The 17438-nt window shown below is 34.4% G+C and carries 12 protein-coding genes and 2 tRNA genes; 12 read left to right on the top strand and 2 right to left on the bottom strand.

Going from position 1 to position 17438, the window contains the following annotated elements; all coding sequences use genetic code 11:
• The first annotated feature begins 333 nt into the window (after positions 1 to 333).
• The 8 genes from B11cv2_RS02615 to mazG all read left to right on the top strand — a co-directional run bounded on the left by B11cv2_RS02615 (position 334) and on the right by mazG (position 13405).
• Positions 334 to 4923, top strand: coding sequence for a hypothetical protein (locus B11cv2_RS02615; RefSeq protein WP_100693185.1), 4590 nt, complete (start codon positions 334 to 336; stop codon positions 4921 to 4923).
• Between the two features lie 328 nt (positions 4924 to 5251).
• Positions 5252 to 7606, top strand: a complete 2355-nt coding sequence (locus tag B11cv2_RS02610) for an NADP-dependent malic enzyme (protein ID WP_100693184.1) — start codon at positions 5252 to 5254, stop codon at positions 7604 to 7606.
• Between the two features lie 174 nt (positions 7607 to 7780).
• Positions 7781 to 8065, top strand: a complete 285-nt coding sequence (locus B11cv2_RS02605; RefSeq protein WP_035005956.1) for an acyl carrier protein — start codon at positions 7781 to 7783, stop codon at positions 8063 to 8065.
• Between the two features lie 9 nt (positions 8066 to 8074).
• Positions 8075 to 9250, top strand: coding sequence for a beta-ketoacyl-ACP synthase (locus B11cv2_RS02600; RefSeq protein ID WP_100693183.1), 1176 nt, complete (start codon positions 8075 to 8077; stop codon positions 9248 to 9250).
• A gap of 15 nt (positions 9251 to 9265) precedes the next feature.
• Complete coding sequence (locus tag B11cv2_RS02595; RefSeq protein WP_100693938.1) at positions 9266 to 10540, top strand: beta-ketoacyl-ACP synthase; 1275 nt, start codon at positions 9266 to 9268, stop codon at positions 10538 to 10540.
• 56 nt (positions 10541 to 10596) lie between these two features.
• A complete protein-coding gene (locus tag B11cv2_RS02590) occupies positions 10597 to 11625 on the top strand; it encodes a zinc-binding dehydrogenase (RefSeq protein ID WP_100693182.1) in 1029 nt (342 codons plus the stop codon).
• A 2-nt stretch (positions 11626 to 11627) separates the two neighbouring features.
• On the top strand, positions 11628 to 12560 hold the full coding sequence (locus B11cv2_RS02585; protein WP_245406992.1) for a lipid A biosynthesis lauroyl acyltransferase: 933 nt from the start codon (positions 11628 to 11630) through the stop codon (positions 12558 to 12560).
• Positions 12561 to 12583: 23 nt separating this feature from the next.
• Complete coding sequence (mazG, locus tag B11cv2_RS02580) at positions 12584 to 13405, top strand: nucleoside triphosphate pyrophosphohydrolase (RefSeq protein WP_100693181.1); 822 nt, start codon at positions 12584 to 12586, stop codon at positions 13403 to 13405.
• 64 nt (positions 13406 to 13469) lie between these two features.
• Here the strand turns inward: mazG and B11cv2_RS02575 are convergent, their stop codons facing one another.
• Positions 13470 to 13847, bottom strand: coding sequence for an iron-sulfur cluster assembly accessory protein (locus tag B11cv2_RS02575; protein ID WP_035005961.1), 378 nt, complete (start codon positions 13845 to 13847; stop codon positions 13470 to 13472).
• A gap of 549 nt (positions 13848 to 14396) precedes the next feature.
• Between B11cv2_RS02575 and B11cv2_RS02570 the strand changes: the two genes are divergently transcribed.
• Positions 14397 to 14473, top strand: a tRNA-Pro gene (locus tag B11cv2_RS02570).
• Between the two features lie 188 nt (positions 14474 to 14661).
• Here B11cv2_RS02570 and B11cv2_RS02565 read toward each other — a convergent pair.
• Entirely contained in the window at positions 14662 to 15168 is a 507-nt protein-coding gene (locus B11cv2_RS02565) for an Hsp20 family protein (RefSeq protein WP_100693180.1), read from the bottom strand.
• 261 nt (positions 15169 to 15429) lie between these two features.
• Here B11cv2_RS02565 and B11cv2_RS02560 point away from each other — a divergent pair, with 261 nt between their 5' ends.
• From B11cv2_RS02560 to B11cv2_RS02550, 3 genes are all read left to right on the top strand, one after another.
• Positions 15430 to 16338 carry a serine aminopeptidase domain-containing protein gene (locus B11cv2_RS02560; protein ID WP_245406991.1) on the top strand — a complete coding sequence of 303 codons (909 nt, stop codon included), beginning with the start codon at positions 15430 to 15432 and terminating at the stop codon, positions 16336 to 16338.
• Between the two features lie 397 nt (positions 16339 to 16735).
• Positions 16736 to 17098 carry a cell cycle two-component system response regulator CpdR gene (gene cpdR, locus B11cv2_RS02555; protein ID WP_035006684.1) on the top strand — a complete coding sequence of 121 codons (363 nt, stop codon included), beginning with the start codon at positions 16736 to 16738 and terminating at the stop codon, positions 17096 to 17098.
• A 95-nt stretch (positions 17099 to 17193) separates the two neighbouring features.
• Positions 17194 to 17268 (top strand) — tRNA-Val (locus B11cv2_RS02550).
• The last annotated feature ends 170 nt before the right edge of the window (positions 17269 to 17438 follow it).

Below are 17438 nucleotides of genomic sequence, written 5' to 3'. Positions count from 1 at the left end.
CATACTCATTACATTTTGCAATAATCTCTAGAGCATTATTTTAAATATAATTTCTATTAAATTTCTTCCATTAAATGCACTAAATTCATAATATTTTCTATCAATTTGAGTTATCTATAGATAATTCCATTATAGTTATAATTTTATATGATATTGTTTTTAATATGTTTTTTATTGTTTTTGATCGTAAAACAAAAGTTGCGTTAACTTTATCTTGATAAGTTTTTAAATTTTTCCTTAAACATATTCCTTTCTAAACAATTAACAGTTAATATATAGAAATATCTGGATAAGGGCGTATTCCTTTTCCATCTGTAAGAGTATGAGGCGAGTATGGCACGCAGAACCAAATTGCAAACATTTGAAATCGAAGTCGAAGAAGCTCTCGAAAAAGCAATGAACTTTGACTTTGATAACGCAGAGATTGAAGAAATAATATCAAGTGACTCTGAAAATCTAATTAATGTAGATGATTTGATTCAAAAAATTGCAACTTCAGAAGAAGAAATTCTTTCTGAAAATGAAACTTCAGTTCTCACCTCATCTAATATTCATGATAATGCTGTTGTTGATGAATCAGTTGCTGAATTACTTTTTGGTCAAAAACCAATTCATGAACTTTCAGGTGGAACTGTACGTGATACACTATTACCTACACAACCTCTCCCTGCTAATGATGATATAACAGTACCTTTCAATTTCAAATCATTAAAACAAAATGGTGCTTCTCGGATTTATTGGAGCACGACAGCTCTCAGTGCTCTATGGGCAACAGGTGGTGCTTTTATTGCTCATAAACTAGCTCCTTCTGGACTAAGCTCTTTAGCAAATATAATTACTTTTGTTACATCTCCCCTCGGATTAGCTGTAGCGGCAGGAACTACAATTCCTATCCTTATGTCTTGGGGAGTTACCCAACTTATAAAACGTTCAAATGAATTGCGTAATATTGCCATTCTTATGACCAATGCTGCACAACGACTTAGCGAACCACAGAACATTTCTGAAAAGCAAGCAATTGCTATAGGTCAAACTCTTCGTAAAGAAGTAGCTGCAATGAATGAAGGAATCGAACGCACCCTCGGCCGTGCTGTTGAACTCGAAGCTATCATTCAAAGCGAAGTTCATAATCTTGAACGAGCCTATTCTGAAAATGAATCACGTATTTATACCTTAATTAAGGAGTTAAATAATGAACGTACAGCAATCTTGAATCATGCTGATCGCGTACAAACAGTAATCAAAGGAACACAAGAGCAACTGAGTGATGAATTTGACTTAGCTACTTCCAAAATTGCAACCAATGTTGAGAAACTTGCGCAAACTCTTACCCAAACCTTACAACAACAAGGGGAAGATCTTGTTAAAAAGCTTTCTTACGCAGGTGATGGTGTAACAAATCAACTCTTTGAACAATTTAATGAAACAACATTACAAGTTCAGCAGAAAAATACAGAACTTTTTCATGTATTAGGAAAAACTTTTGATACTTTTGCAGAACGTTTTGACAATAATGAAAAACAATTAGAAAAAACTTTCGATGAAACCGCCGCTAAAGCTGAATTGCATATTGCTAAGCTTGCAACACGTATACAAGATGCAACCAACCAAACTTTATATAGTGTTGATGAGAAATTTAAAACATTAGATGAAGCGATTATTGACCGTAATAACCAATCATTACAAGATTTCGACGAAAAAATTAAGCAGCTTGATCAACAAGCATATAAACTCTCTTCTAAATTTGATAATATCACCTCAGAGGCAATTGAAGCGTTTGAAAATCGTTTAGTAAACGTTGACTTATCTCTTAAAGAACACAGCGATACCATTATCGAGTCCTTTGTTGCGCGTAGTAAAGAATTAGAAAACAACGCTGAAAAGCTTGGTAACTTTCTGGAAGCTCATGCCTCTCAAATCAGCGTAAATCTTAAAGAAATAACTACTGATATTAGTAATGTATTTACAAGCGGACATGATCAGATTTTTTCTGCAGTTGATGCAAGTAAAAAAGTTTTACAAGAAGAAATCAAAAATGTTGATAATGCAATTATAGACATAATAAATGAGCGCTCGCAAGACTTCAAAATACAAATCGCTAATCAAAGAGATGTCATGGCGAGCATGTTGGACAGCGAAAACAATAAAATTGCTGACACATTAAAAGATCAAATTGATGTATTGGCCCAAAATGTTTCAGATGTTGAAAAGATGTTGAGTCAGAATATTCAAATTGTTGATGAACATGCTAAAGATCACGCTAATAACATAATTCAGTGTACAGAAAAACTACAAGAATCCATTACACAAAGCTGTGATACAACTAAAAATGCTTTAGAAGAACAAATCAAAAATATTGATATACGTGCCGATGCTCTTCGTGATTCCTTAGCTATCAATAGTTTTGCTCTTAATGAAGTCCTTGCAGATCAAGCGCGCACACTTGAGCAGCGTATGGAAACAATTCATAATATCATCGCTAAAAGCGATATACATGTTGATATGGCATTAAAGCAACAAACAGACTTAGTCGAAAATGCAATTATTAATAATAATAAAATCGTTACAGAAACTTTTCAAAATCATATAAAAAATCTTGAAGGACATACTGATCTTCTTAAGAACACTCTTTCTCAATCAAATGATGTATTTCTTGATACCCTTCAGACACGCATAGGATTATTCGACGAAAATTTGGAAGGCCGTGCACGTCAAGTTTTTGAACGTGCTGCTACATTGGAAGAAACGTTATCCGAAAAACTTGAGAAAGTATGTGAAACCATTGATATGCAAACATCCACTTTTGAAGAACGATCTGATAATCTAAAAAAATCTATTGTCCTTAATAATGAACATAATCAAGTAATCCAGAAAGCACTGGAAGAAAGCGCAGATAACATACGTATCTCATTAGAAAATTCTGTTGATACAGCTGCAAACAACGTACAAGAAAAGTTGACCAATATTTCTGAAAAATTAGTATCAATAATAGCTAATGAAACAGAAAAATCTGAGGCTTCTCTTACCGCTGCTGGTAGTCAATTTATTTCATCTTTCGCTGATATTGCTATCAAAGCAACAAATATTATCTCAGAGTCTAGTAACCGTATTGCATTGAATGTTGAACAAACAGTCAACGAAACTAGTGAGAAAGTCATTTCTGCCCTAACTGAACAGACAGCTCATACTGCAAATGCCTTTACAACAGTAAGCAATAACGCGCAAGCATTGATTAATGAAACAATTCATGCTTCAGCAGAAGCAGTTAATCAATTACTCAATGAACGTTCTAATGTTCTTCATCAATCGATGTTAGATTTTCAAAATAATTTAAGTCATCAATTAGCTAATGTAAACAGTCGCTTAGAAGAGGCAAGAAATGAAACATCTGCAAAAATTTCAGGACATATGGAACAATTAACAGAATTAACAGATTATTTGAATCAAGCAGTATACAATACAACTGAAACGGTTAGTAATTTAACCCAGCAAATTGGTGAACAGCTCTCGCTTTCAACACAAGAAGTTGAACAAAGAATTTATGCACAAAATGAATCCTTAGTGAGTACTCTTACACAAAAAAATTCCGAAACTATTCAAACTATGGCTACTGTGCAAGAAGATCTTATTAAGAATGTTTCAGGAGTCCTCGAGCAATTGAACCAATCCATTTATAATATTCATGAAAACAGTAACATTTTGATCTCAACGGTTCAAAGCCTTGATGGTCAATTGAATGAAACTGCTAATAATTTCTTCCATAATAGCAATCAAGTAACACAATACTTATCAACATCAAATCAAGAGCTCAATAGCAACGTAGAGACTTTACAAGGACTTTCTCAAAATACATTTGAACAAATTAGTCATATAACAAACAATTTTGGCGAGCATGCTAAAACGCTGTCTGAAGCTATTCGCGTTCTTGAACAATCAGAAAACACACTTAATGTCACACTCAAAGAAAAGCAAAACGCACTTTCCATATTAAGCAATGCTCTTGTTTCGAAGTCTGATGAGGTTAATCAGCTTATAAAACATTACGAAAATGTTCTTAGTTTAACATTTGAACGTGCTGATGAAAATACACGTAACTCGACACATTTAATGCAACGAACACTTCATGAATTGATCAATGAAGCTTCAACACGTTTTTCAGACGCTGCAGAAAACATACGCTTTTCAGCCAATGAAATTCGTTCAGAACTTTCAAAAATTAATAATGATTTTGATGAAAGTATTCAAAAATTACCAGAAAAGGCAAAAGAAACAACACAAACAATTCGACATGCCTTAAGTGAACAAATTGTAGCACTAAAAAACTTAACGAATATTGTGCAAAATACTGAAAAAGACCAATCAACACCAACAATGTCCCCATTATTAATGTCAAATAATGCAACTCCTGAAATCAATAAAAAAATAGTACCACCACAACCTATTGTACAATCAGGACAAAACAAAACAAAACAAAACAAATGGGTATCAGATCTTTTAGAAAGAGTCTCACGTGAAGAAATATTATACTCAGAAAAAGATAACGACTTCTCTTCTTCACCAAAACAAGAAAAGTCTGATTCTATGAATGAATCCCTTAACTCATTAGTAAATAGTATTGTTCAAACCATTAATCATAATGCTGCTGTTGAGTTATGGAATCGTTATAAACGTGGACAAAAAAATATCATAGCTGAACATCTTTATACACCAAATGGAAAAATAATATTTGAAACAATTAGAAAAAAATATCTAAATGATATAGATTTTAAAGATTCAGTTAATCAATATATTTCAGAGTTTGAAAAATTATTACGTGATATATCTCGCAATTCTGGAAATACCCATTTAGCCCGCCAATATTTGACATCAGATACTGGAAAAGTTTATACTATGCTTGCTCATGTAAGTGGACGCATTCAATAAATAAAAAGAAAGGTGAAAAAGTTTCTCTTTTTCACCTTTTTTCTTTTTAATTTTATCTATTATATATAATTATATTATACTTTTACTGAAAGAATAATCCATTTAAACTTATAAAAATTATAGAAATTCTGTCAGAATGACAAAATAATACTACTAATATTAGTGAACCTATTAATTAATATACTCTCAGAAAGTGGTTTCGTAATCTGGAAAAATTAACCTACCCTTACCTTGATATAAAAAGAAATCAGAACCTGTAATAGATAAAACTGATTATAAATAGCAACGCTTCTATAAATATATATATACTAACTCGGATATTATCAAAATGTCTAAAAAACAAAATAGCAATACTCGTCTGCAACAAACTGAACTTGAAAGCGCAGCGCTTTTTTATCATCAACATACGAAACCTGGAAAACTAGAGATACAAGCAACAAAACCTTTAGATAATCAACGTGATCTAGCACTTGCTTATTCTCCAGGTGTTGCTGCGCCATGTCTTGCGATTTACGATGATCCAAAACTTGCATCTCAATACACTTCTCGTTCTAACTTAGTCGCTGTTATAACAAATGGAACTGCCGTGCTTGGCTTAGGAAATATTGGTCCACTCGCTTCTAAACCGGTTATGGAAGGAAAAGCTGTTTTATTTAAAAAATTTGCAAATATTGATGTTTTTGATATCGAACTTGATGCACCCGATATCACAAAAATGATAGAAACTGTATCTGCATTAGAACCGACATTTGGTGGAATCAATCTTGAAGATATTAAAGCTCCAGAATGCTTTGAAATTGAAGAGCAACTTCGTGCTAGAATGAATATTCCGGTTTTCCATGATGATCAACATGGAACTGCTATTATTGTTTGTGCAGCGGTATTAAACGCTTTAAGTCTTGCTAACAAAAAAATTGAAAATGCAAAAATAGTTTCCTCAGGTGCAGGCGCAGCTGCCTTGGCTTGTATTAATCTTTTAGTCCGTCTTGGAGCAAAAGTAGAAAATATTTGGCTTAGTGATTTAGATGGTGTCGTGTACAAGGGGCGCAAAACACTTATGGATCGTTGGAAAATTAACTACGCACAAAAAACTGATGCGAGAACTCTAGCCGACATCATCGAGAATGCAGATATTTTTTTAGGGCTTTCAGCAGCCGGAGTTTTGAAACCTGAATATTTAAAAAAGATGGCTTCAAATCCTTTAATTCTAGCACTTGCCAACCCAACACCGGAAATTATGCCAGAAGAAGCAAGTGCAGTACGATCTGATGCAATGATCTGTACAGGACGTTCTGACTATCCTAATCAGGTTAATAATGTTCTTTGTTTTCCTTATATTTTCCGTGGTGCATTAGATGTTGGTGCAACTGCAATCAATGAAGAAATGAAAATGGCCGCAGTTCATGCGATTGCTGCCCTCGCCCGTGAAGAATCTTCAGACGTTGCAGCATGTGCATATTCAAAAAAACCACCTAGTTTTGGACCAGAATACCTCATTCCTTCGCCTTTCGATCCGCGTTTAATACTACGCATTGCCCCTGCTGTTGCCAAAGCAGCAATGGAATCAGGTGTAGCAGTACGGCCGATTGAAAACATGGAGGCCTATAATGATACCCTTAATCGTTTTGTATTCCGTTCTGGCCTTATAATGAAGCCTGTTTTTGCAGCAGCCAAAACAGCAAAATGTAAACGTGTAATTTATGCTGATGGTGAAGATGAACGTGTTCTTCGTGCGGCACAAATTGTTCTTGAAGAACAAACAGCTATTCCTCTTCTTATTGGTCGTCCACATGTGGTAGAGACAAGATTAAAACGCTTTGGTTTAAAAATTCGTCCCGGCATAGATTTTGAAATCACAAACCCAGAAAATGATCCACGTTTTCGTGACTATGTTAATTTATTTCTACATTATACAGGCAGATGTGGAGTTTCACCTGAAGTTGCAAAAACAATCGTAAGAACATCAACTACAGCTATTGCAGCTCTTGCAGTTATGCGTGGTGAAGCTGATGCAATGATTTGCGGCCTAGAAGGACGTTTCGAACGTAATCTTGAATTAATTGAACAAATCATTGGGCTTAATCCAAATGTTAATCATTTTTCTGCCGTTAGTCTCCTTATCTCTACACATGGTACTCTTTTTCTAACGGATACTTACGTTAATGAAAATCCTTCTGCGGAAGAAGTAGCAGAAATGACAATCCTAGCAGCACAAGAAATTGAAGCATTTGGTATAAAACCAAAAGCAGCTTTATTATCACATTCAAATTTTGGTTCCAAAAATACAGCAAGCGCACGCAAAATGCGTCGTGCTACCGAAATCCTTGCTGAATTATATCCAAATTTGGAAGCAGATGGGGAAATGCATGGTGATTCCGCACTTTCCAAAATTCTTCGTGACCGTGTTTTCCCTGCTTCACGCCTTACAAGCGAAGCTAATTTGCTAGTTTTTCCAACACTTGATGCAGCTAATATCACTCTTAATATCGCAAAAAATTTAACAAATGCACTGCATGTAGGCCCTATTTTGATTGGAGCTGCACGTCCCGCACACATTCTAACACCTTCAGTAACTTCACGGGGTGTTGTCAACATGACAGCTCTAGCAGTCCTTGCTGCAAATAGAAAAAATCTCACAATAAAACAAATGAAAATAAAAGATTCTCATATAGATAAAACTTAAAAGCCTCCTATAGAAACACTTTAGAAACCAAGCTAAATTTATTATAAATTCATTTTCAATATTGAAAAGACAATTCTATTTTGGATTAAGCCTTTTTTTTTAAGATAAAAAAGGCTAGATAGAATCGTAATTGAAGTCTTTTATAAAGCTACTAACATAATAAGGAATCATACATTGTCTTATACTTTTGACAAAGTCGCTGATATTATTGCAGAAATCAGTGAAATTGATCGGAGCACGATTACACCCGAAAGCCATACGATTGATGATTTAGGAATTGATAGTCTTGATTTTCTTGATATTGTTTTTGCCATTGATAAAGCCTTCGGAATTAAAATCCCATTAGAACAGTGGACACAAGAAATCAATGAAGGTTCAGTCGCAACTGAAGAGTACTTTGTTCTTAAAAATCTTTGCACAAAAATTGATGAACTCATTGCTTTAAAACAAGCTAACTAATTTTTTGCTATGCAGAATCATGCTGTATTCATTACTGGTATAGGAATTATAAGCTCTTTAGGCGAAGGAGCTGTTCATCATTGGAATCAATTAAATAACCCCGAAATTAAACCGAACCTTGATTGTACAACTTTCGCCCCCTATGCTGTTCATCAATTGACAAAAGTTGATTGGAATCTGCAAATCCCAAAGCGAAGTGACCAACGACAAATGGGAATATGGCAACGCCTTGGTACCTATGCAGCTGGTCTTGCTCTTGATGATGCAGATATGAAAAATAATCAACAGTTAACATCAACAATGGATATGATCGTTGCAGCGAGTGGAGGAGAACGTGACATTGCTGTTGATACGCAAATTCTTGCAAAAGCCCGTACAATCACTCATTATGAGCATATGTTAAATTTAGCCCTTTCGACTGAGCTTCGGCCAACTTTATTTTTATCGCAGCTATCAAATCTTCTAGCTGGAAATATTTCGATTGTTCATAAAATAACCGGTTCTTCTCGTACTTTTATGGGTGAAGAAGGAAGTGGACTTTCTGCTATTCAAATTGCTGCTGCACGTATTCGCTCAGGACAAAGCACACACGTACTGGTAGGTGGCTCTTATAATGCACAAAGCCACGATATGCTGTTAGCTCATGAGCTTGGAGGACTTTTAACACGTGGTGAATGGACACCAGTTTGGTCCCGTAAAAAATGCCCTGGTGGTGGATTAATTACTGGCTCTGGTGGTGTTTTTCTTGTTCTTGAAAATGGTGAACAAGCTCAAAAACGCAATGCGCGTGTTTATGCTGAAATTAGTCAAATTATTACGAATCAAACAAATAGAACAAAAAATTCCCTTAAAGATACAATTACGTCAATGTTAAAAACAGTAAAGGCTGAAGCTTCATTTACAATTTCAGCAGCCTCAGGTTGTCATAATGCCACAAGAGCAGAACAAAGCGCTCTTGACGATGCTAATATATTTTACCGTGGTATTACGACATTATTTGGCTATATGCGAGAAGCGCAATTTCCTTTAGCGCTTGCATTAGCTGCTATTGCTGTTAGGAAAAAACGTAGCTTTCCCTCTTTGAGTTCTCATGAAAAGCTGTTTTCTGAAGAAATACGTGAAGCATTTATTACAACTATTGGTATAAAAAGAGCTGAAGGAATAGTGCACCTTACCGCTGTCTAAAAGAAAGTTTCTATGATGAAATATAATGATCATCTTGGACGTCCACTTGTAGCAATCACTGGAGCAGGAGTTGTAACATCACTAGGACAAGGAAAACAGAAAAATTGGAACAAATTAATTAATGGTGTTAGTGGCATTCATAAAATCACGCGCTTTCCTGTTGAAGGATTAAATACACATATTGCAGGAACGATTGATTTTCTTGAAGAAAGTACAATCGGTGCTGCAGCTCTTTCCGAAAGATTAGCGCATCTTGCTGCAGAAGAGGCTTTAGAACAAGCAAATCTTGACAAAGAAGATTTTAATGGACCATTGTTTTTAGCTGCTCCTCCAGTTGAACTTGAATGGAAAGCACGCTTCGCTCTTGATAAAGAAGTAATATCCAGTCATGAACCTACTTATGCACACCTTCTTGAAGTTTGTAGTAAAAAACCTCATCATGCGCTTTTTGAAGCTACTCAATTTGGAACAATTGCAGAAAAAATTCAAGAAAAATTTGGAACAAAAGGGCTTCCCATTACCCTTTCAACCGCTTGTGCATCGGGTGCAACAGCTATCCAGTTAGGTGTTGAAGCAATTCGACGAGGTGAAACAGATCGTTCTCTCACAATCGCCACGGATGGTTCGGTTTCAGCAGAATCCCTTATCCGTTTTTCACTATTATCTGCTCTTTCCACCAAAAATGATCCAGCAGAAAAAGCAGCAAAACCGTTTAGCCGCGATCGAGATGGTTTTGTGATGGCCGAAGGATCAGGCGCTCTTGTCCTTGAGTCTGTTCAAAGTGCTTTAGCTCGTAAAGTGAAAATTTTAGGAATTTTGGCAGGCTGTGGAGAAACAGCCGATGATTTTCATCGTACCCGTTCAAAGCCCGATGCATCACCTGCAATTGAAGCAGTGCGTAAAGCCTTAGCGGATGCAAAAATCACTATCAATGAAATTGATTATATCAACGCGCATGGAACCTCTACACCTGAAAATGAAAAGATGGAATATCTAGCATTATCAACAGTTTTTGGTGATATTTTAGAGCACATCCCAGTCTCTTCTAATAAATCAATGATTGGCCATACATTAACTGCTGCAGGTGCCATAGAAGCTGTTTTTTCGCTTCTAACCATTCAAACAGGAATACTTCCTCCTACAATTAATTACGATGATCCCGATCCTACAATTCCTTTAGATGTTGTTCCTAATCATAAGCGTAAAGCCTGCATAAATGCAGTTTTATCAAACTCATTTGGTTTTGGAGGTCAAAATACTAGCCTTGTTATTACAGCGTATAAAGGATAATCATTTAAATTAATCTGAAAACTATCAATCTTTATAGAGATCCAAAGAGAATAACGATGCGTGCACTGCAACTAATCAATGAGCGCCAACTTAAAATTACTAATACTCCACCACCACCGCCACCAAATCCCGGTGAAGTCACAGTACGTATAAAGGCTGTTGCTCTCAATCATATTGATGTATGGGGATGGCGCGGTATGGCCTTCGCGAAAAGAAAAATGCCACTTATTATAGGTGCAGAAGCTTCTGGTGAAATTTCTCAATTAGGAGATGGCATTGAAAATTTTCAAGTTGGGCAACTCGTTTCAATTTATGGAGCGCATACTTGTGGTCTATGCCAAGCCTGCTGCGAAGGACGTGATAATCTTTGCGATCAAGTAAAAGGTGTATATGGTTTTCATCTTGATGGATTTGCTTGTGAACTTGTCAATCTTCCAGCACATCTACTAGTGCCAGCGCCTTTAAAATGTGATGAAATAAAAGCAGCTGTGGCCCCTATTACCTTTGGAACCGTAGAGCATATGCTGTTTGATAATGCAAAATTACAAGTTGGAGAAACAATTCTAATACATGCTGGTGGTTCTGGTATTGGATCAGCAGCTATTCAAATTGCAAAAAACATGGGATGTACAGTTATCACTACAGTGGGTTCAGACAGCAAAATTGAAAAAGCACAATCTCTTGGAGCAGATCATGTTATTAATTACCGTAAAGAACGTTTCGAAGGTATTGTTCGTAAATTAACGCAAAAAAAAGGTGTTGATGTTGTTTTTGAGCATGTAGGAGCTGATACATGGGCAGGTTCTATGCTGAGTATGAAACGCGGAGCACGTTTGGTAACTTGTGGTTCTACTTCTGGTATTGCAACATCTATGAATTTAATGCAATTATTTCAGCAACAACTAAAAATATTTGGTTCATTTGGTTGTCGTATGGAAAATATGGCAAATGCTATGGAGAAAATGGCGCAAGGAATTATATATCCTGTCATTGATACAATTATTAACTTTGATCAAATTGATATAGCTTTAAAACGCATGGAAAGTCGTGATGTTTTCGGAAAAATCATCCTGAAGATCAATTAATTATGTTAAAGTATTATATTAAAATTTTTATGTATCGTATTAAAATTAATATAAAAAATTATTTTAATTTTCTATGGGCAAACTTATTAATCGGTTTTTTAGCCATTCTACGATATCTTCCTGCTAATATTGGTTTTTCTTTTTTTTCCTGGTTAGCAAAAACATTCGGTCCTCTTGTACCTCGTCATAAAATTGCACTTTCTAATCTTAAAGCTGCATATCCAGAAAAAACAGAACAAGAATTGCGTAAAATTGCAATAAAAATGTGGGAAAATATGGGGCGACTTCTAGCCGAATATATTTTTCTTGATAAAATTTTTGACTTCGATCCTAATGCTGATAAGCGAGGATTGGTTGAAGTCAACGGTATTGAAATATTTCAACGATTAAAGAACGAAAAAAAACCACATATTTTTTTCACAGCCCATACTGGAAATTTTGAACTTCTTCCTATATGCGCTCAAAGTTTTGATCTTAACGTCACAGTATTATTTAGGCCACCCAACAATCCCTATATTGCAAAAAAAGTTCTTAAAGCGCGCAAAACTTCTATGGGACATCTTGTACCATCCAAAGCCGGTGCAGTCTGGATACTAGCTGCTAAACTAGCAAAAGGTGAAAATACAGGCGTTCTTGTCGATCAAAAGTTCCGTCGAGGTATTCCTGGAACATTTTTTAACCGACCAGTTAAAACAAATCCCTTAATTATAAAACTCGCTCGGCAATATAATTGTGATATTTATCCAGCACGTTGTATCCGATTAACTGGAGGACGTTACCGTCTAGATTTATATGAACGTGTAGACCTACCACTTGATGAAAAAAATGAAATTAACATACCTGCTGCCACACAAAAACTAAATGATATTGTTGAATCTTGGGTACGTGAATATCCTGAACAATGGATGTGGTTTCATAGACGCTGGGACCTATAATTATATTATATTAAGAGACATTAATGCTAGCATCAAAAGATATCAATGACCTTATTTCAATTGTAGCAGCATTACGAAACCGTGAGAGTGGTTGCACTTGGAACATAAAACAAACTTTTGAGTCCATTATACCTTATATGCTTGAAGAAGCTTACGAAGTTATTGACGCCATTGAACGAGGTAATCGAACAGATCTTTGTGAAGAACTCGGTGATCTTCTTTTACAGGTAGTATATCACGCTATGATTGCTACAGAAGAAAGAAGCTTTACTTTTGAAGATGTTGTTTATGCAATTACGGCAAAAATGATTCGCCGTCATCCTCATATTTTTGGAAATGCCGAGCAAAAAAGCCGTGGTTTTGTAGAAGGAATGTGGGAGCATATCAAGAAAATAGAAAAAGCCGAACAGAAAAAACAATATGAAGAAATAAGTGTACCAGATAATGAATTAGCAAGTTATCTTATCCAAGTAAAATCAGCTCAACCAACAGATAAAGAAGCACTCGCATTACAAAAAACAGCTGCAGAAGTTGGTTTTGAGTCGTATGATAGTGATAAAATTTTTGCAAAAATCAAAGAAGAGCTCAATACACTCAAAGAAGCAATAAAAATTAAAAAAAAATCCGATATAGAAATAGAATTCGGCGATCTTTATTTCACTCTATTGAATCTCGCTCGTCACTTGAATATTGATCCACAAAAAGCACTTAAAAAAACTAATATAAAATTTCGAAATCGCTTTGCGAATATTGAAGAAAATCTGCTAGCTCAATCTAAAATGCTAACCGATGTCTCTTCAAAAGAAATGAAAGATCTTTGGAAGAAAGCCAAAAATGCAGAATAAAAAAAATTATTTTTACATCTTAATAGATATAATTAGAAAAATTATATAAAAATTTGTTATTTAACTAAATTTTCTTGTATATTTCATTTATCTTATTTTGCGAAACAGGACGAATCTCTACCGATTCACCGCATCCACAAGATGAAATTTGGTTAGGATTATTGAATATAAAACCTGAGCGTAATGTTGTTACCTCATAATCCATCTGCGTTCCTAATAAAAATAATACTGCATCGCGTGCGACAAAAACACGAGCACCGTTAACTTCAACAACATCAGCATCGTGCATTTCTTCTGTTACAAGAGTTATGGTATATTCCATACCTGCACAACCACCTTTCTTGATACCAACAAGAATACCATATGCATTTTTTGTCTTCATAATAGTTTTAACGCGATCTATGGCAGCTTCTGTCAAATTTATTACTGAAAAACGGCTCATCGTTTATTATTCTTTCACTGAACAAAGATTTTAGCTGCAATAATGTCATTTTTGATATTAAAACAAGCATCGGATTAAGCAAATAAAATTATGTATACATTTCTTTAGATTTTAATTCCTCTTACAATCTCTTTAAAGTAATTTAAGAGTTCTTTTCGTTTTATTTAATCTATCATTATGTTAATATAATTGATTTATCCTCAAAACAGATTTTCAATATACACGGAAATATGAAAGAGATATCCTTGCTTTTCCACTAATGCTGCAATTAAAAATAAATTTATTTAAAATCATAAAAACTATTCACTTTCTTCATCATCATACTATTAATAATCCTTAAGCTCTGCATACAGCAGCTGCTAAAAATTAGTAAATAAAAAACTTAGTGATCAGATTACTTATCGCAAATAAATTATAAATACTGGACTACAAAATCTTTCTTTCATCATCTTAGTGGTTCTTTCTTGTCACAAAAGAATACTCTGATAGATTTTATGTTGTTTTTCTCTTGCCTTTAAAGAAACAGTTGTTTAGTCGTGCTAAATAGTTCGGAGCGTAGCGCAGCCTGGTAGCGCACTTGACTGGGGGTCAAGGGGTCGTGGGTTCAAATCCCGCCGCTCCGACCATCCTTCAAAATTAAGAAAAAAGGATGCTTTCCTAAAGAGAAAATTTCTTCATATATAATTTCAAACATCTATTCTGCTTTTTCAATTATTTATAGCTATTTTTATACAAAGAATCTTTAGACTTTCTCTTCAAGACAATATAAAAAACACGGGACTTTTATCCCGTGCTATTCAAATAACTTAGAAAATTATAATTGTTCTTTTGCCTTAAGTTTTAAATTTTCTGTAGATGTATTATGATTATTGCTATTTTTAGTAGCAGACGTCGCTGCTTGCACAGCTATTTTTCTTGGTTTCAATTCAGCTGGCGTTTCTCTTTGAAGTTGAATATGAAGAAGACCATCACTTAGTTCAGCTCCAATAACTTTAACATGATCAGCTAAATGGAAACGACGCTCAAAAGCACGTGAAGCAATTCCTCGATAAAGAAACTCACGCCCTGCACCGTCATTTTCTGGCATTTTCTCACCCTTAATGGTTAGCTGATTACAATGTATTTCAATATCTATTTCATTTTGCGAAAAGCCAGCAACAGCCATAGAAATTCTATAAGAATCCTCACTTAAACGCTCAATATTATACGGTGGATAAGAAGAAGAAATATCATCTAATTGTGTCCTAGAATCAAACCAGTTAAGAAGATGGTCAAAACCTACTGTTGAACGATAAAATGGTGAAAAGTCTACTTGACGCATAAATTTGCCCTCCTTTAGAGCGACTATAATTGATCCTTCAAGTCTCCAAATGGCAGATATATTTGCAGACCAACAGTCCCAGTACGGCAACTGTAATATTTATTTGGGAACAAATCTTTTTTATTTCAACTCCTTTGTATTTTAATTTACAAAAATACATATAAATAAAATAAATGTTTTTTAACTTTCCATCAGCATTACAAGTAACAGATTTTTTTATCTTACACCAACTTGTGCACGTACATCAACAAAGGATGCCAATTGAAAACACCTCTTTATTCTCCGGGCCATAATTCTTCTTTTTCTAATATGCATAGTAGCTATTTCAAAACAGCTAACAACCATGAGATTCGTTTTGCAATAACAAATTCTGAAATAAAAAAAATTAAAGGAACGGTTGTTATTCTCAAAAACTATACAGATACTCTAGAAGAATATTTTTTACCAATGAATGAAATCTCTCAACGCGGTTTTTATACCACAATATTTGATTGGTTTGGTCAAGAAGGGAACCAACCGAACAAACAAAAATGGTATCGACATAATTATTTTAATATTAATAATTATATCAATTACTTATCTGAATTTCTTAAAATAATTGTTTATACTGATTGCCCTCCACCTTATTACATGCTTACTTATGGTATGGGAGGACTAATAGCACTTAACGGGCTAAGCCTTATCACTCATCAATTTAACAGAATGCTTTGCGTTTCTCCTCTTTTTGCTCCACTAGGTAATAAAACAAACAGTTTTCAACATAAGTTAACACAATTTTTTTCCGATATAGGCCTTGGCTTTTTACCTGTTAAAGATAGAAAAAAATTAAAACAGAAAAACACACAATCTAATTTTTCTAATTTTTCTTTTAATCCAATAACGGCCCAGTGGCTATCCTCAACGCTCAATGCAATCGATGCAATGAAAACAAATATACTTCATGGGAATTTACAAATCCCAACACTGTTTATCCTTGCTAATCAAAATAATATTGCGAATAATATTGAAGCGCGACAATTATGTCGATTAACACATTTGACAGACAGTATTACAATTATAGGAGCTGATCTTGATACGATTATGCGTGAAAAATACTTTTATAAACAATTTTGGTCTGCATTTGACTGCTTTATTTCTAACAACCATCAAAAACACAAAATTGTTCAATAAATAGGTTTTCTATGATCAAAGGCATTCCCTGATTATATAAACTTTCGATATAAAAAATAATTAATAATCTTCTAATTTTTCAATATTAGCAACTCCTAAAACTGATATAATCATAAAATGTATATAATCAATCTGATAAGAATCAGCAAAAGTGAAAAAATAGAATCTGCAATTAAGTGAGCTAAAACCTTCAAAATATCGGATTCTTAACCCAAATTTATGTACGTAACGAATTCAAAAAGTAAAAATAATAATGTGAATTCTGGATAACAGCTAAGAAATTAACCATTTCGCCATTCATTTTCATTATAAATGTTTTATAGCTTTTTCTATAAACGCTCTACAATGTATAAATCAATATGATAAATTCTGATAAATAAAGCAACTGGACATAATGATGAAACGAATCTTGCTTGCAGAAGATGATAATGATATGCGCCGCTTTTTAGCAAAAGCACTCGAACGTGCAGGCTATGAAGTTACTGATTTTGATAACGGTGTGAGCGCATATGAATGTTTACAAGAAGAGCCATTTTCTCTTCTACTTACTGATATTGTAATGCCAGAAATGGATGGAATCGAATTAGCACGACGTGCAACTGAAATTGATCCTGATTTACGAGTAATGTTTATTACAGGCTTTGCAGCAGTCGCATTAAATTCAAATCATGATGCTCCTCCTGATGCTAAAGTGCTTTCTAAGCCATTTCATTTACGTGAATTGGTTAGTGAAATCGAAAAAATACTTATAGCTGCTTGAAAAAGATATTTTTTTTAATTATTCGTATTTTATTATAAAAATTCAATCAAACATTAACGTTTATAGTTTTATACGTGATGCTACTATTATATAATGGGCGTGTAGCTCAGCGGGAGAGCACTACGTTGACATCGTAGGGGTCACAGGTTCAATCCCTGTCACGCCCACCAAGCGTTTTATACATAAATATAACTTATCGTTTTTATTTATCTTTTTTAAAGGTGAGTGATACCAAAGTAAAAGTGAGGGAACAGGATTTTAGATTTTTCTCTAAAATCTATGACAAATTAATCTCGTTTTTTGGTCTCTTTATCTTTGTGTTTTAACTTTTTTGACCTGT

Origin of the sequence: Bartonella sp. 1-1C (genome assembly GCF_002810325.1) — a bacterium.
Lineage (GTDB): Bacteria > Pseudomonadota > Alphaproteobacteria > Rhizobiales > Rhizobiaceae > Bartonella > Bartonella rochalimae.
Note: the sequence above shows the minus strand (reverse complement) of the source record. Positions and strands in the feature narration are given on the sequence as shown.

What these genes read in the sequence shown, in the direction of transcription:
- B11cv2_RS02615 (WP_100693185.1), top strand. Translation starts at nt 334, where the DNA reads ATGGCACGCAGAACCAAATTGCAAACATTTGAAATCGAAGTCGAAGAA.
- B11cv2_RS02610 (WP_100693184.1), top strand. Translation starts at nt 5,252, where the DNA reads ATGTCTAAAAAACAAAATAGCAATACTCGTCTGCAACAAACTGAACTT.
- B11cv2_RS02600 (WP_100693183.1), top strand. Translation starts at nt 8,075, where the DNA reads ATGCAGAATCATGCTGTATTCATTACTGGTATAGGAATTATAAGCTCT.
- B11cv2_RS02595 (WP_100693938.1), top strand. Translation starts at nt 9,266, where the DNA reads ATGAAATATAATGATCATCTTGGACGTCCACTTGTAGCAATCACTGGA.
- B11cv2_RS02590 (WP_100693182.1), top strand. Translation starts at nt 10,597, where the DNA reads ATGCGTGCACTGCAACTAATCAATGAGCGCCAACTTAAAATTACTAAT.
- B11cv2_RS02585 (WP_245406992.1), top strand. Translation starts at nt 11,628, where the DNA reads ATGTTAAAGTATTATATTAAAATTTTTATGTATCGTATTAAAATTAAT.
- mazG (WP_100693181.1), top strand. Translation starts at nt 12,584, where the DNA reads ATGCTAGCATCAAAAGATATCAATGACCTTATTTCAATTGTAGCAGCA.
- B11cv2_RS02575 (WP_035005961.1), bottom strand. Translation starts at nt 13,847, where the DNA reads ATGAGCCGTTTTTCAGTAATAAATTTGACAGAAGCTGCCATAGATCGC.
- B11cv2_RS02565 (WP_100693180.1), bottom strand. Translation starts at nt 15,168, where the DNA reads ATGCGTCAAGTAGACTTTTCACCATTTTATCGTTCAACAGTAGGTTTT.
- cpdR (WP_035006684.1), top strand. Translation starts at nt 16,736, where the DNA reads ATGAAACGAATCTTGCTTGCAGAAGATGATAATGATATGCGCCGCTTT.